10 protein-coding genes are annotated in these 13,941 nt (G+C 44.5%); 6 read left to right on the top strand and 4 right to left on the bottom strand.

The window, feature by feature from the left end; all coding sequences use genetic code 11:
- Positions 1–277 precede the first annotated feature (277 nt).
- The 4 genes from ubiG to yfaE all read left to right on the top strand — a co-directional run bounded on the left by ubiG (position 278) and on the right by yfaE (position 5,267).
- Positions 278–985 carry a bifunctional 2-polyprenyl-6-hydroxyphenol methylase/3-demethylubiquinol 3-O-methyltransferase UbiG gene (ubiG, locus tag R7Q46_RS11025; protein ID WP_213871695.1) on the top strand — a complete coding sequence of 236 codons (708 nt, stop codon included), beginning with the start codon at positions 278–280 and terminating at the stop codon, positions 983–985.
- A gap of 501 nt (positions 986–1,486) precedes the next feature.
- The gene (gene nrdA / locus R7Q46_RS11020) at positions 1,487–3,769 is read left to right on the top strand and encodes a class 1a ribonucleoside-diphosphate reductase subunit alpha (RefSeq protein ID WP_005376819.1); all 2,283 of its coding nucleotides are present in this window, start codon (positions 1,487–1,489) and stop codon (positions 3,767–3,769) included.
- 83 nt (positions 3,770–3,852) lie between these two features.
- The gene (gene nrdB / locus R7Q46_RS11015; RefSeq protein WP_005376818.1) at positions 3,853–4,986 is read left to right on the top strand and encodes a class Ia ribonucleoside-diphosphate reductase subunit beta; all 1,134 of its coding nucleotides are present in this window, start codon (positions 3,853–3,855) and stop codon (positions 4,984–4,986) included.
- A complete protein-coding gene (yfaE, locus tag R7Q46_RS11010) occupies positions 4,986–5,267 on the top strand; it encodes a class I ribonucleotide reductase maintenance protein YfaE (RefSeq protein WP_005376817.1) in 282 nt (93 codons plus the stop codon). The genes nrdB and yfaE overlap by 1 nt, the downstream gene beginning before the upstream one ends.
- 96 nt (positions 5,268–5,363) lie before the next feature.
- Here yfaE and R7Q46_RS11005 read toward each other — a convergent pair whose 3' ends face one another.
- Positions 5,364–6,596 carry a CinA family nicotinamide mononucleotide deamidase-related protein gene (locus tag R7Q46_RS11005; RefSeq protein WP_054577688.1) on the bottom strand — a complete coding sequence of 411 codons (1,233 nt, stop codon included), beginning with the start codon at positions 6,594–6,596 and terminating at the stop codon, positions 5,364–5,366.
- 191 nt (positions 6,597–6,787) lie between these two features.
- Between R7Q46_RS11005 and R7Q46_RS11000 the strand changes: the two genes are divergently transcribed.
- Together R7Q46_RS11000 and R7Q46_RS10995 are read left to right on the top strand one after the other, a co-directional pair.
- Entirely contained in the window at positions 6,788–7,690 is a 903-nt protein-coding gene (locus R7Q46_RS11000) for a DUF3943 domain-containing protein (RefSeq protein ID WP_005376815.1), read from the top strand.
- Positions 7,691–7,911: 221 nt separating this feature from the next.
- Entirely contained in the window at positions 7,912–8,424 is a 513-nt protein-coding gene (locus R7Q46_RS10995; protein ID WP_005376814.1) for a glycine cleavage system protein R, read from the top strand.
- 77 nt (positions 8,425–8,501) lie between these two features.
- Here R7Q46_RS10995 and nspC read toward each other — a convergent pair whose 3' ends face one another.
- The 3 genes from nspC to R7Q46_RS10980 all read right to left on the bottom strand — a co-directional run bounded on the left by nspC (position 8,502) and on the right by R7Q46_RS10980 (position 13,878).
- Positions 8,502–9,635 (bottom strand): carboxynorspermidine decarboxylase, encoded by a 1,134-nt coding sequence (gene nspC / locus R7Q46_RS10990; RefSeq protein ID WP_213871696.1) that lies wholly within the window; start codon positions 9,633–9,635, stop codon positions 8,502–8,504.
- 103 nt (positions 9,636–9,738) lie between these two features.
- Entirely contained in the window at positions 9,739–10,983 is a 1,245-nt protein-coding gene (locus R7Q46_RS10985; protein ID WP_012841628.1) for a carboxynorspermidine synthase, read from the bottom strand.
- 18 nt (positions 10,984–11,001) lie between these two features.
- The gene (locus tag R7Q46_RS10980; RefSeq protein ID WP_213871697.1) at positions 11,002–13,878 is read right to left on the bottom strand and encodes a pyridoxal phosphate-dependent class III aminotransferase; all 2,877 of its coding nucleotides are present in this window, start codon (positions 13,876–13,878) and stop codon (positions 11,002–11,004) included.
- Positions 13,879–13,941 lie beyond the last annotated feature (63 nt).

Raw genomic sequence — 13,941 nt, 5'->3', positions numbered from 1 at the left:
GCAAAATCGGACTCTTTACGCGGAAAAGCGAGGTAAATTCCTTTAACCACACAACGCGAAAATGCAGGTTTTAGAGTTATTGTCACTGGCACTAGTTCAAGGATGAACCAAAAACAATAGCTAGCGCTTTCAAAAATACAGGAACCTGTCGCTATTGTCGCGCCAGTGAACTCTGTCATTGTCCCTTAACTAAGCACATCGAGGTTGTTTGGGTATAAAACGTTGGAGTATACTGGCGCCCTCTAAAGGACTCAGATTGAATGCAATAAAACCAATTATGACTAAAGCACAAAACGTCGACCCAAGTGAAATTAAGAAATTCGAGGACATGGCTTCTCGATGGTGGGATTTAGAAGGCGAGTTTAAGCCGCTTCATCAAATTAACCCACTTCGTTTGAACTATGTACTTGAAAAAGCAAATGGCTTGTTTGGCAAGCGAACACTTGATGTCGGCTGTGGTGGTGGCATTCTTGCTGAAAGCATGGCAAAAGAAGGCGCTATTGTGACGGGGCTTGATATGGGTAAAGAACCATTAGAAGTCGCGCGACTACATGCATTAGAAACAGTCACTCAACTGACCTACATTCAGAGCACAATAGAAGACCACGCTATAGAAAACGCAGGAACTTACGATGTCGTGACTTGTATGGAGATGCTTGAACACGTTCCAGATCCTCTCTCCGTTATCCGCTCTTGTGCTGCGCTAGTCAAACCCGGTGGTCACGTGTTTTTCTCAACTTTGAACCGAAACATTAAGTCGTACTTATTTGCTATTGTCGGTGCTGAGAAGCTTCTTAAGATTGTTCCTGAAGGCACTCATGAGCACGATAAGTTTATCAAGCCAGCCGAAATGATGAAGATGATAGACCAAACTGACCTGACGGAAATGGGCATTACTGGGCTTCATTACAACCCTCTAAATGACAGCTACAAACTCGGTCGTAATGTAGATGTAAACTACATCGTTCATACTAAAAAATACTGAACGCTATTAAGTTAAAAAATGAGTTTTGTGATTGACATTTTTTAAAGAAAATGAATCGAAAGCGGTAGCACAAAGTTGCCGCTTTTTTTGTCTTTTTATGGCTAAAATTCGTGCTCTAGATTCCATTTTGACCAAGCCATTTTTCGTAGATAAAAACGGCCAAAGATCAAGGAAAATATTTTTGCATGCGGTTATTTCTAAACCGATCTCGAAACCATACTTTTAACCATTCAAGTCTGCCCTTTTCTCATCGGTTAGTGTTCACTTACTGATTTTTTTCATTTTGTCAGTTATCCACAAGTCATCCCCGAACTGTACCTTGATAAATCAGTGTAATAGCACTATCTTGTAACCCGCAAACAAATGAACCCCTATATGTTGTGTTTAAGCGACAATATATAGATAGACTTTGATCACAAAGCCGCCGCAAGCTTTACTCATATTGCACATAAACAAACAAAAATACGGCTTTTATCAGTTTTCTTAGGGAAATAAAGCAGAATGAACCAACAACTTACCGTCACCAAGCGTGATGGCCGTAAAGAAAGTATCGATCTGGATAAAATCCACCGCGTTATCACTTGGGCAGCAGAAGGTCTAGATAATGTTTCGGTTTCTCAAGTAGAACTTCGCGCTCACATCCAGTTTTACGACGGCATCACAACGACAGATATTCACGAGACAATCATCAAGTCTGCGGCAGACCTGATCTCTGAAGAGACTCCGGATTACCAATACCTAGCTGCTCGCCTAGCGGTATTCCATCTGCGTAAAAAAGCGTATGGCCAATACGAGCCACCAACGCTTTATGATCACGTGTCTCGCCTCGTCGATATGGGTAAGTACGATCAACATATTCTAGAAGACTACACAAAAGCAGAACTCGACGAACTTGATGCGTACCTCGACCATAAACGCGACCTAAACTTCTCATACGCGGCAGTTAAGCAGCTAGAGGGTAAGTACTTCGTACAGAACCGTGTTACGGGCCAAATTTACGAAAGTGCTCAGTTCTTATACATCCTTGTAGCAGCGTGCTTATTTGCGAAATATCCAAAAGCGACACGCCTTGATTACATCAAACGTTTCTACGATGCGACATCGACATTTAAGATTTCTTTACCTACGCCAATTATGTCTGGCGTGCGTACCCCTACTCGCCAGTTCAGCTCATGTGTTCTGATCGAGTGTGGCGACAGTCTTGATTCTATTAACGCAACAGCAAGCTCAATTGTTCGTTATGTATCTCAGCGCGCTGGTATTGGTATCAACGCTGGTCGTATCCGTGCATTAGGCTCAGAGATTCGCGGTGGTGAAGCATTCCACACTGGTTGTATTCCGTTCTACAAGTACTTCCAAACAGCAGTAAAATGTTGTTCACAAGGTGGTGTACGTGGTGGCGCAGCTACTGTGTTCTACCCAATGTGGCACGGTGAAGCACGCTCACTCATGGTACTTAAGAACAACCGTGGTGTTGAAGAAAACCGTGTTCGTCACATGGACTACGGTGTTCAGTTAAACAAACTGATGTACCAACGTTTAGTTGAAGGCGGCAATATTACGCTATTCTCACCATCTGATGTACCTGGTCTGTACGACGCATTCTTCGAAAACCAAGAAGAGTTTGAGCGTCTATACGTGAAGTACGAGAACGATCCTTCAATCAAGAAAGAAACGGTTAAAGCGATTGAAATGTTCACTCTGCTAATGCAAGAGCGTGCATCAACGGGTCGTATCTATATCCAGAACGTGGACCATTGTAATACTCACAGCCCATTTGATTCTGAAGTCGCTCCAGTTCGTCAGTCGAACCTATGTTTAGAAATCGCACTGCCAACGAAACCATTAACTAACGTTGAAGATGACTCAGGCGAGATCGCACTGTGTACGCTTTCTGCATTCAACTTAGGTGCTATCAAGTCTCTAGATGATTTCGAAGAGCTATCCGATCTTGTTGTTCGTGCGTTAGATGCACTGCTTGATTACCAAGATTACCCTCTACCAGCGGCATACAAATCGACTATGAACCGTCGTACGCTAGGTGTTGGTGTGATTAACTTTGCTTACTACTTAGCGAAGAATGGCGTGAAATACTCTGACGGTAGCGCGAACGGCCTAACTCACCGTACGTTCGAAGCAATGCAGTACTACCTATTGAAAGCATCTGTAGCACTGGCGAAAGAACAAGGTAAGTGTCCTTCATTCGACGAGACGAACTACGCGAAAGGCTTACTGCCGATTGATACGTATAAGAAAGATATCGACCTAATTTGTGACGAAGCGCTGCACTACGACTGGGACAGCCTACGTAAAGAAATTATGGAGCACGGCCTACGTAACTCAACACTGACTGCACTAATGCCTTCTGAGACTTCTTCTCAGATTTCAAACGCAACTAACGGTATTGAGCCACCACGTGGTTACGTTTCAGTAAAAGCTTCGAAAGACGGTATCCTGAAGCAAGTTGTACCAGAGTTCACAGAACTTAAAGACAGCTATGAACTGCTTTGGAATATCGGTTCGAACGACGGTTATCTGCACCTTGTGGGTATTATGCAGAAGTTTGTTGACCAAGCTATCTCTGCTAATACTAACTACGACCCGTCACGTTACGAGACTGGCAAGGTTCCAATGAAAAAACTACTTCAAGACCTGCTAACAGCGTATAAGTTTGGTGTGAAAACGCTTTACTACCACAACACTCGTGATGGCGCGAAAGATGAACAGAAAGACGCTGTTCAACCACAAGATGACGATTGTGCTGGCGGCGGTTGTAAGATTTAATCTTCCCGTACCTAGCGAACCCGTAAAGACAGACTATCGATAACCTCCCCCTTACGGGGAGGTTTAAAAGGAATTGAGGCATTATGGCTTACAGTACTTTTAACCAAAAAAAGAATGACCAATTGAAGGAACCAATGTTCCTAGGTCAATCAGTAAACGTTGCACGTTACGACCAACAAAAGTTTGAGATTTTCGAAAAACTTATCGAGAAACAACTTTCTTTCTTCTGGCGTCCAGAAGAAGTAGACGTATCTAGCGACCGTATCGATTACAACAAACTGCCAGATCACGAGAAGCACATCTTCATCTCTAACTTGAAGTACCAAACGCTTCTTGACTCTATCCAAGGCCGCAGCCCTAACGTGGCACTGCTGCCGCTTGTGTCTCTACCAGAACTAGAGACTTGGATTGAGACTTGGTCTTTCTCTGAAACGATTCACTCTCGTTCTTACACACACATTATTCGTAACATCGTGAACGACCCTGCTGTAGTGTTTGATGATATCGTTGAGAACGAGCACATTCTGAAGCGTGCAAAAGACATCGCGCACTACTACGACGATTTGATTCAAGCGACGAATGATTACCATCGCTACGGTGAAGGTGAGCATGTCCTTAACGGTGAAACGGTTAAGGTTAGTCTGTACGATCTTAAGAAGAAGCTGTACATCTGTTTGATGTCTGTTAACGCATTAGAAGCTATTCGTTTTTACGTCAGTTTCGCATGTTCTTTCGCTTTCGCAGAACGCGAACTAATGGAAGGTAACGCGAAAATCATCAAGCTGATCGCTCGTGACGAAGCACTTCACTTAAACGGCACGCAGCACATGATCAACCTGCTACGTAACGGTCAAGATGACTTCACTTTCATGCAAATCGCAGAAGAGGCAAAACAGGACTGTTTTGACCTATTCAAAGAAGCGGCTGAGCAAGAAAAAGAGTGGGCAGAGTATCTATTCAAAGATGGCTCTATGATCGGTCTAAACAAAGACATCCTAAGCCAATACGTTGAATACATCACAAATATTCGTATGCAAGCGGTAGGTCTACCAGCAGCGTATCCAGAAGCAACAACCAACCCAATTCCATGGATTAACGCTTGGTTGTCTTCAGATAACGTTCAAGTTGCGCCTCAAGAAGCAGAAATCTCTTCTTACCTTGTGGGTCAAATTGACAATGAAGTTCGCGCAGATGACTTCGAAGGATTCGAGCTGTAATGGCAACACTCAAAATCAACAAACTGATCAGCATTGAATCCAACCCTTCCAATACGATTTTGGAAACAATGGAGCAAGCTGGCCTATTACCAGAATACAACTGCCGTGATGGGCACTGCGGCGCCTGTCGCTGCAAATTGGAGTCTGGTGAAGTGGAGTATGTTGGTTTTGCGATGGCTTACACACAAAGTGATGAAATATTACCTTGTATCTGTAAAGCAAAATCAGATTTGTCACTTAGCGGCGTTAACTACGCGATGAAAGAAAAGCAGCGCGCATAACGTTGACTCGACGGTATAAAATGCAAAAGCCAAGGTAATCACCTTGGCTTTTTTGTCTCTGTTTTTTGTCTCTCAGACTACTGTAGAGAGCTTTGGTTATAAAGCACTGCTCGGGAGGTGCATCTCTTTAACTTTCTCTAAAAATGCATAATGCGCAAACATCGGTTTACGTTCTAGGTAGCGACGCAACAAGTCTAGTGCTGCCGTGCTGATCACTTTAACTTGATCATTGCGCTGATACTTTTTCGAGAGTTTATATAATGCTCCCCACTCGCCTGACGGTGTCGATAAAGCGACGGAAAAAACCCCCTCTTCAATATGGCCAGTAACGAGTGATAAATCCGTCCCACACTTCTCTCGCGTAGCACCAGCCAGAGCAAACGTTTCTGCTAATGGATCTCCGCTGTTGGCCATCGCTTGAGTCAGGCTCGGTAGTATCCAACCATGCCCTAGTTGCTTTTCAGCGTTTTCATCACCGTTTAGCCAGTACGTTAAGTATCCTCCGCTACTTTTTTCGGAGGTCGACACTGTTAGTCCTTTATCGACCAACAACTGGCCGACATTTTCAACCATAGGTAAGTCAATACTAACGGTATTACTCTCAAGGTGTTTATTAATTATCTGTACGAGTTTCAAACGCTGTTCAAGCTGATCTGAAGGACCAAAAAGTTTCACTTCAATAAAAGGCAAGTAAGAGCGATACCCTAGCTCATAGCCTTGAGGAAGTTTTAGCTGATCTAGCTTATCTGAAATACCGGATTCAGACAGACCAAACGTGTAGATTCGGCTACAACATGAACCTTGCACATCGGGAAACACTCTTCTCAGATCGGGAAGAATTTGCGTCTCTGCCATGAGCTTAAATTCACTTGGTACACCCGGTGTGAAATAAAAAATGGCATCATTAATCAGCATTTTGAAACCGCAAGCAGTGCCTATCGGGTTGTCCAATATCTCTGCCGTTTCTGGCAGCATTGCTTGCTTTAAATTACTGTCCGGCATAGGGATGCCACGTCGAGCATACAAACTTTCTAGATGCTGCAACCACTCTTTGAATAGCACCAGTTTACAATCGGCGGCTCTCGCGGCGGCGGCGGCACTCATGTCATCCGTTGTAGGGCCTAAACCACCATTAACAATAACCACATCGTTGTTAAAGCTGAGCATTAAAAACTCTTCAACCAAACTCGATAGGCTATCGCCAACCGTTGAGCGCTTTGTTAAGCCAAATCCATGTTGATAAAACAGGCTAGACAACCATGCCGCATTAGTATCAACAATATCACCGTGGAGGACTTCCTCACCAGTACTAAGCATTGCTATTTTCACAACTGACTCCTGAACGTAAGCACAATCCTATTTTCGTTATAGCGCTTATTTTTCTTTTTATTTGGACAAATCTCGCCGAGGTTTGTTGGGACTAAATAAGGGTCAAGTGTTTAAATGATTGATGTTTTGAGGGATAATTACGAGCCCGAACATACACCATTCACTCGGAGACCTTTGTGTCAAAATCATCCATGTTCAAGACGACTCTAACAGGCCTTTGCTTGGCTTCGTCAGCGCTTGCGCACGCAAGTCACTATGACCTAAGCCGTCATACAGAGTTTTCTTACACACCTGATTGTTTGTCAGGTTACTGCGAAACGACGACTCTGTACACCTTCGAGGCTCAAAATCGCGGTGTTATGTATGAACAGAATAATGATGATTCGCTAAACCTTGACGCAGGGCTTCAGCCTAAACATCTCATCATCCCTCAAGATAAAGACTGGGATTATCTGATGGGTCAAACCTACACCATTCTAGGTCTCAGTATCGCGACCGTAGGCATGATGACTTTTCTTCCAGAAAGTATCACCAAATGGGACGAAGAAGACCGAGACATGAGTAAGTTGGGGCAAAAGTGGAAAGATAATGTCTCTGACGGCCCCGTTTGGGATCGCGATGAACATGTCCTCAACTACATCATGCACCCATATTTTGGCGGCGTTTACTACACGGCAGCACGTCACGCTGGCTATAATGAATTTCAGTCGTTTTTGTACTCCGCAACTATGTCGACGTTCTTTTGGGAGTATGGCGTGGAGGCGTTCGCAGAAGTACCATCTTGGCAGGATATTTTTATCACACCATTCTTTGGTGCTGTTGTTGGTGAAATGATGTTAACGGCTGAGCAAGACATTATTGCAAACGGCGGCGAAGTTATGGGCTCTGAAACCGCAGGTGATGTTTCGCTCTTCTTCTTAAACCCTGTTGGACATATTCATTATTGGGTAACTGATGCATGGGGCGGTAGTGCAGAACTACAATTCAATTCATCACCTTGGTTTGGAAACCAAGATGTTGCAAAATTCGCCATGGACGCAGGCGCAAACTACGACAGTCAATTTTATGGTGTCGAGTTAAAAGTAACCTTCTAATCCTAAGTTGATACTCGGTAAAAAGCAGCCTTACGATGGCTGCTTTTTTGTGCTCTGAACATTGTTTTAATTATTTGCATCACGAATTAGTGTTAAAAATTGACTTTCATCAAACATTACCTGCCCTTAGCACCTACACTAAATAAAAGGATTTATTCCAATAACTTAAGTAGCACGTTTATTCGTACTGCGTCCAAACCTTGATTCCAGGAGGGGACATTATGAACACCGTATTTATTGTTAATTTTGTCGGACAAGCGTCACCCGCCACGATTAAAGAGCTCGCTGCAATCACACACGAAAACGGCGGGAAATGGCTGATCAGCAAAGTAAACTTTATCGAAGACCAAGTTGCAGGTGTCATCAAAGTAGAGCTTCCAAGAGAAAATGCCGACATCGTTAAACAGGCGTTCTCTTCTTGTCAGACTCTTGTTGTTAGGTTCGTCGACTCTGAACCTCATTCATATCGTGAAGACACTATCTTCCAACTTCGTTTAGATGCCAACGATAGAGCGGGTATTGTGAATGAAATTACTCACGTTCTCGATAATCAAGGTATCTCAATTTTAGATATGGATTGTCAGCGTGTATTCATTGCTGGAGGCGGAGGGGTAAGCTCTAGCTTATTCAGCGCTAAAATGGCGATAAAACTACCTAGCGAGCTAGAAATTGAAGACATAGCCAATGAGTTAGAATCTCTGAGTGAAGACACTCGTGTAATTGTAGAAAGCTAACTGCACACCTTTAACGCTTCCCCAATAAAAAGAGCAGCAATTCAGCTGCTCTTTGTCGTTCTAATACTCAATACGTTTTATTTCACTGACCACTGAGACAGTGAACGTTTGAAATCAGAGTAGTCAAATTCATTCAGTTTTTGAATGTCACCATTCGAGCGTTCACAGTAAACCGACGGCATACGTAGACCGTTAAACCAGTTCAGTTTCACCATGGTGTAACCGGCACTATCTAGAATATGCAGACGCTGTCCTATCTCTAGAGGCTGTTCGAAGTTCGCCACGCAGAACTGGTCTCCAGCCAAACAAGAGCACGAGCCGATCACATACTCGTGTTCACCATTTTCAGATGCTTCAAGAATTGACGCTGGCTCATTGTAGATCAACGTATCTAAGCGGTGAGCTTCTGTGGCTGAATCGACAATCGCCGTCTTCTTTACGTTCTCAACGATATCAACCACAGTGACCACTAGATCAGTCGTCTTGGTAATGATCGCTTCGCCCGGTTCTAGGTACATTTGCACGCCGTGTTTTTCAGCAAACGCTTTCAGCGCTAGGCCAAGCTTTTCGATGTCATAACCCGGCCATGTGAAGAACACGCCGCCACCCATGCTTACCCAGTCCAGCTTATCTAGGTACTCGCCAAACTGAGCTGAAATAGCATCGAGTAAACCGATAAACGCATCCACGTCTTTGTTCTCACAGTTCATGTGGAACATTACGCCATCAATACCATCAAAAATTTCCGGTTTGATGTGATCAGCCTGAACACCAAGACGAGAGAATTGACGCGCTGGGTTTGCTAAGTCTTGCCCTGCATAGCTCACACCTGGGTTCAGGCGCAAGCCAATCGATGCTTTACCTTCGACAATATGACGATAAGCCGCTAGCTGTGACTGAGAGTTAAAGATCATCTTGTCACAGATGTCCGCCACATCGCGAACGTCATCTTCGCTGTAACCCACGCTGTATGCGTGTGTCTCACCACCAAACGTTTCGTAGCCAAGCTTCACTTCAAACGGGCCAGAACTTGTTGTTCCGTCTAGGTAAGGCTTGATGATGTCGAATACACCCCATGTTGAGAAGCACTTCAGTGCTAATACAAGCTTCACACCAGAGATGTCTTTTAGCTGTTTTGCTTTCTCTAGATTCTCAATCAGCTTGTCTTCATTGATCATGAAGTATGGCGTTTTTAGTTCGTTTTGTTGCATTTTGATACCTTACGTCCCTTCGCCTTAGCAAAGGCACTATAAAATCGAACAAAGCCGACGCAAGTGCATCGGCTTAAACGTACAAATAAGAGTCGCTAAATTCTTACTTCAATTTATGGATAACAGGTTGCCCTGGCTCCAGTTCTTGAACATGCCAATCTAGACCAATAGATGGCATGGTTTCTAGGAATGGGTCTGGATCTAGTTGTTCCATGTTGAACACGCCTTTGTCTGCCCACTTGCCACGGAAGAACTGCAAAGCCGCAGTGATCGCTGGTACGCCAGTGGTATATGAGATAGCTTGGTGTTCAACATCTTCGTATGCGACTTCGTGATCAGCGTTGTTGTAAATAAATACACTGCGCTCTTTGCCATCTTTCTTACCTTGAACCCAAGTACCGATACACGTTAGGCCAGTGTAGCCTGGTGCGAGAGATGTTGGATCTGGTAGTAGTGCTTTTAGCACGTGCAAAGGTTGAACAACCGTACCGTCGTGAAGCGTTAGTGGATCTGGGCTGAGTAGACCGATGTCGCGCATCACATTGAAGTAGTTTAGGTAACGGTCACCAAAGCCCATCCAGAATTCGATGCGTTTCGCCGGGATGAACTCTTGCATAGATCGAACTTCGTCGTGCGCCATTGAGTACACTTTGTGTGAACCACAATTCGGGAATTCAAACTCAAGCATACGTGAGTGACAAGGTACTTGTTTCCACTCGCCGTTTTCCCAGTAGAACGAATCGCCTTGAATCTCAAGCATGTTCGTTTCTGGATCAAAGTTAGTTGCGAACTTCTTACCGTGGTCGCCTGCGTTTACATCCATTACGTCGATAGTATCGATTTCATCGAACAGATGCTTCACTGCGTATGCGGCAAACACCGATACTACGCCCGGATCGAAACCAGCACCAAGAATACCTGTAATGCCCGCTTCTTCAAACTTCTCACGGTAACCCCACTGCCAATCGTAAGCTTGAGGTACTTGTTGGCCTTCAGAGCACAAATCAACCGCAACAGATGTATCAAGGTATGACACTTTAGCTTGGTAACATGCTTCCATAATAGACATGTTCACCCAAGGAGGACCTGCGTTGATCACTAAGTCAGGTTGTACTTCTTTAATTAAAGCAACTAAAGAATCTACGTCGTCCGCGTTTACCGCTCGCGCTTCTAATTTCTTAGTTGAATCTTTCAGATTGTTTTTCTTCTGAATCGATTCGATGATTTTCTCACACTTACCTACGGTACGTGATGCGATTGTGATATCACCCAGAACGTCGTTGTTTTGTGCTGCTTTATGTGCAACTACCCAGCCAACGCCGCCTGCACCAATCTGTAGAATTGCCATAGTTTTCCGTTACCTTTGTTAAACTAGCTCTGCCGCTAGCGTATTGATTTTTGAGAGCAAAGATTCAAAGTCCGCCGTCGTCAGACACGGGTTCAAAATCGTAAATTTCAATGCAGTTTTATCGTCGACAATGGTTTCACCCAATACCGCGATACCGCGTGTTAACGCTTCTAAGCGCAACGTTTTGTTCAGTTCATCAAGATCCGCTGATTCATGTGTCGCGCGGAACAGAACCGTAGATAGTGATGGTTCAGCCAACAACTCAAAGTGTTTGTTATCTCGAATCATGTCCGCCACTTCAAGCGTCTGTTCAAGCAAATGATCATACATATCGCCTAGGGCTTTTGGCCCTACGCTTTGCATCGTCATAAACACTTTGAGCGCATCAAAACGCTTAGTTGTCGCAATAGACTTATCCACCAAGTTCGGTAGTTCGTCGTGTTCGCGGTTCAAATAGTCTGCATGGTGAAGCAGGAATTTAAAGTTAGACTTGTCATTTACCAATAGCGCACCACAACTGATGGTTTGGTAAAACAGCTTATGGAAGTCTACGCTGATGGAATGTGCACGCTCACAACCTTTCAGACGCGCTTTTTGGCTACTTAGAATCAGAGCTCCACCGTATGCACCGTCGACGTGCATCCACATGTCATGTTTCGCTGCGATATCGGCGATAAAGTCTAAGTCATCAATAGCACCGTGATCCGTTGTACCCGCGGTGCCAACAATGGCAAATGGGATCAAACCTTCTGCTTTGGCCTGATTGAGAACTTCGTCTAACTTAGTGACATCCATCGTTCCATCGGCATTAGCATCGACGGTCATGACCGCTTTTTCACCCAATCCCATCCAAGACGCTGATTTTTGAACCGTGAAGTGGGATTTTTTCGAACATACAATACGTAGCTTGTCTGCGTATTCAGGAAGGCCAAGCTTTTGAATTGAGTGTGCACTGAGTTTGTCAGCAATCCAATCTCGCGCAAGCATCAAACCCATTTGGTTACTTTGCGTGCCGCCGCTCGTGAAGATACCGTCCGCTTTTTCACCTAACTCATATTTATCGCATAGCCAGTTCACAACTTTCTGTTCAACATAAGTCGCTGATGAAGCTTGATCCCATGAGTCCATCGACTGGTTCAAAGCCGCAATCATTGCCTCTGCCGCAATCGCTGGCATCAACGGTGGAGTATGCAGGTGAGCAATACAATCTGGATGTTGAGTAAAAATTGCGTTTTTCGCGACCAGATCAGCAGCATCGTCGATAACGGATTTAAGAGGCGCATTTCCATTATCAAGATCAACGTCGTGAATCGCTGCTTCCAATGCTTTTGGATCCATACCTGAATACGGTGCAGTCACTTGTTCAAACACTGACTTCATTGCCGTAGTAGTGTGATTCATCACCGAAGCAAATTCATTGCTGCCCATCTCTCCAGTGTGGATGAAATGCTTCTTCCATTCATCTTGTGGCTGAGTTTCGATGTGACTACCGCCAGCGGCTAAAATCGCGTCTTCAAATACACGTAAAGCAAAGTCGATTTGCTCAAACGAGATGATAAGAGGAGGAAGGAAACGAATTACTGCGCCTTCGCGTCCACCTTTCTCAACGATCAAGCCACGCTCGAGTGCTGCGCGTTGAATAGAAAGTGTGAGTTCACTATCCGCTTGAGGTTCACCAAATTTATTGAGCTCACCGTTTGGAGTTTTAATCTCCACGCCTAGCATCAAACCTTTGCCACGAACCTCTGCGATACAGTTCACACGCTTTTGAATACTTTCAAGGCCGTAGCGCAGGTACTGACCCGCAACATTGGCATGCTCAACAAGGTTATCACGCTGGATAATTTCTAATGCTTTCGCACCAGAGACCATAGCTAGCTGGTTACCACGAAATGTACCTGTGTGCTCGCCCGGCTTCCATGTATCATGTTGCTTGTTGATAACCAATAGCGACATTGGTAAACCACCACCAATTGCTTTTGATAAACACAGAATATCTGGAACAATGCCCGACTCTTCGAACGCGAAATTGTAGCCAGTTTTACCAACACCACACTGGATCTCATCGAAGATCAGTAAGATACCGTGTTCATCACAAATACGACGTAACTCTCGTAGCCAGAATGCTGGCGCAGGAACAACACCACCCTCACCTTGCACTGGCTCCAAGATAATCGCGGCAGGCTTCATAATGCCTGACTCATCATCGTTTAAAAGACGATCGATATAGCGGATACTTGCTTTAGCACCTTCATCACCGCCAAGCCCAAAAGGACAACGCAGGTTGTATGGGAAAGGCATAAAGTGCACATCCGACATCAAACCAGTTCGACGAGCTTTGGTGCCTAAGTTACCCATCATGCCCATCGTACCGTTTGTCATACCGTGGTATGCACCACGGAAAGCAAACATGGTATTACGACCTGTCGTTTGTTTCGCTAGCTTGATCGCAGCTTCAACCGCATCAGCTCCAGACGGGCCACAAAATTGGATAACGCTGTTCTCGCTTAACTCTTGAGGAAGAAAAGACTTAACGGATTGAATAAACGTCGTTTTTGCTGATGTTGCAATATCTAGCGTCTGATATGGCAGTCCTGAATCTAATTGCTCTTTCAGAGCTTGGTTTATTTCAGGATGGTTATACCCCAAAGCTAGAGTGCCTGCCCCCGCAAGGCAGTCTAGAAAGATCTGTCCACGCGTATCTTCAACCAAGCACCCAAAGGCTTGTTTAATTGCGATCGGCAAACGACGTGGATAAGAACGTACTTCAGATTCATGCTCAGCCTGATCAATCAATACTTGATCTGGCGTTAAGTCATAAGTTCCCTCAACGATAGGAACCTGAGACGAAAAAATGTTTGCGATATTGCTATCGACTTCAAAGGCAGTGCTCATACTACATAATCCCTTGAATTATAATAATTCTGTATCCTGTATTAATAATCATTAGAATGAAAT

This window comes from Vibrio sp. 811, assembly GCF_033339195.1.
This window is presented reverse-complemented; position numbering and strand designations above follow the sequence as displayed.

Bases quoted from the DNA above. Each gene is read 5' to 3' on its own strand.
- R7Q46_RS10995 (WP_005376814.1), top strand. From the start codon at position 7,912: ATGAACACCGTATTTATTGTTAATTTTGTCGGACAAGCGTCACCCGCC.
- R7Q46_RS10980 (WP_213871697.1), bottom strand. From the start codon at position 13,878: ATGAGCACTGCCTTTGAAGTCGATAGCAATATCGCAAACATTTTTTCG.
- nrdA (WP_005376819.1), top strand. From the start codon at position 1,487: ATGAACCAACAACTTACCGTCACCAAGCGTGATGGCCGTAAAGAAAGT.
- nspC (WP_213871696.1), bottom strand. From the start codon at position 9,635: ATGCAACAAAACGAACTAAAAACGCCATACTTCATGATCAATGAAGAC.
- yfaE (WP_005376817.1), top strand. From the start codon at position 4,986: ATGGCAACACTCAAAATCAACAAACTGATCAGCATTGAATCCAACCCT.
- nrdB (WP_005376818.1), top strand. From the start codon at position 3,853: ATGGCTTACAGTACTTTTAACCAAAAAAAGAATGACCAATTGAAGGAA.
- ubiG (WP_213871695.1), top strand. From the start codon at position 278: ATGACTAAAGCACAAAACGTCGACCCAAGTGAAATTAAGAAATTCGAG.
- R7Q46_RS10985 (WP_012841628.1), bottom strand. From the start codon at position 10,983: ATGGCAATTCTACAGATTGGTGCAGGCGGCGTTGGCTGGGTAGTTGCA.
- R7Q46_RS11000 (WP_005376815.1), top strand. From the start codon at position 6,788: ATGTTCAAGACGACTCTAACAGGCCTTTGCTTGGCTTCGTCAGCGCTT.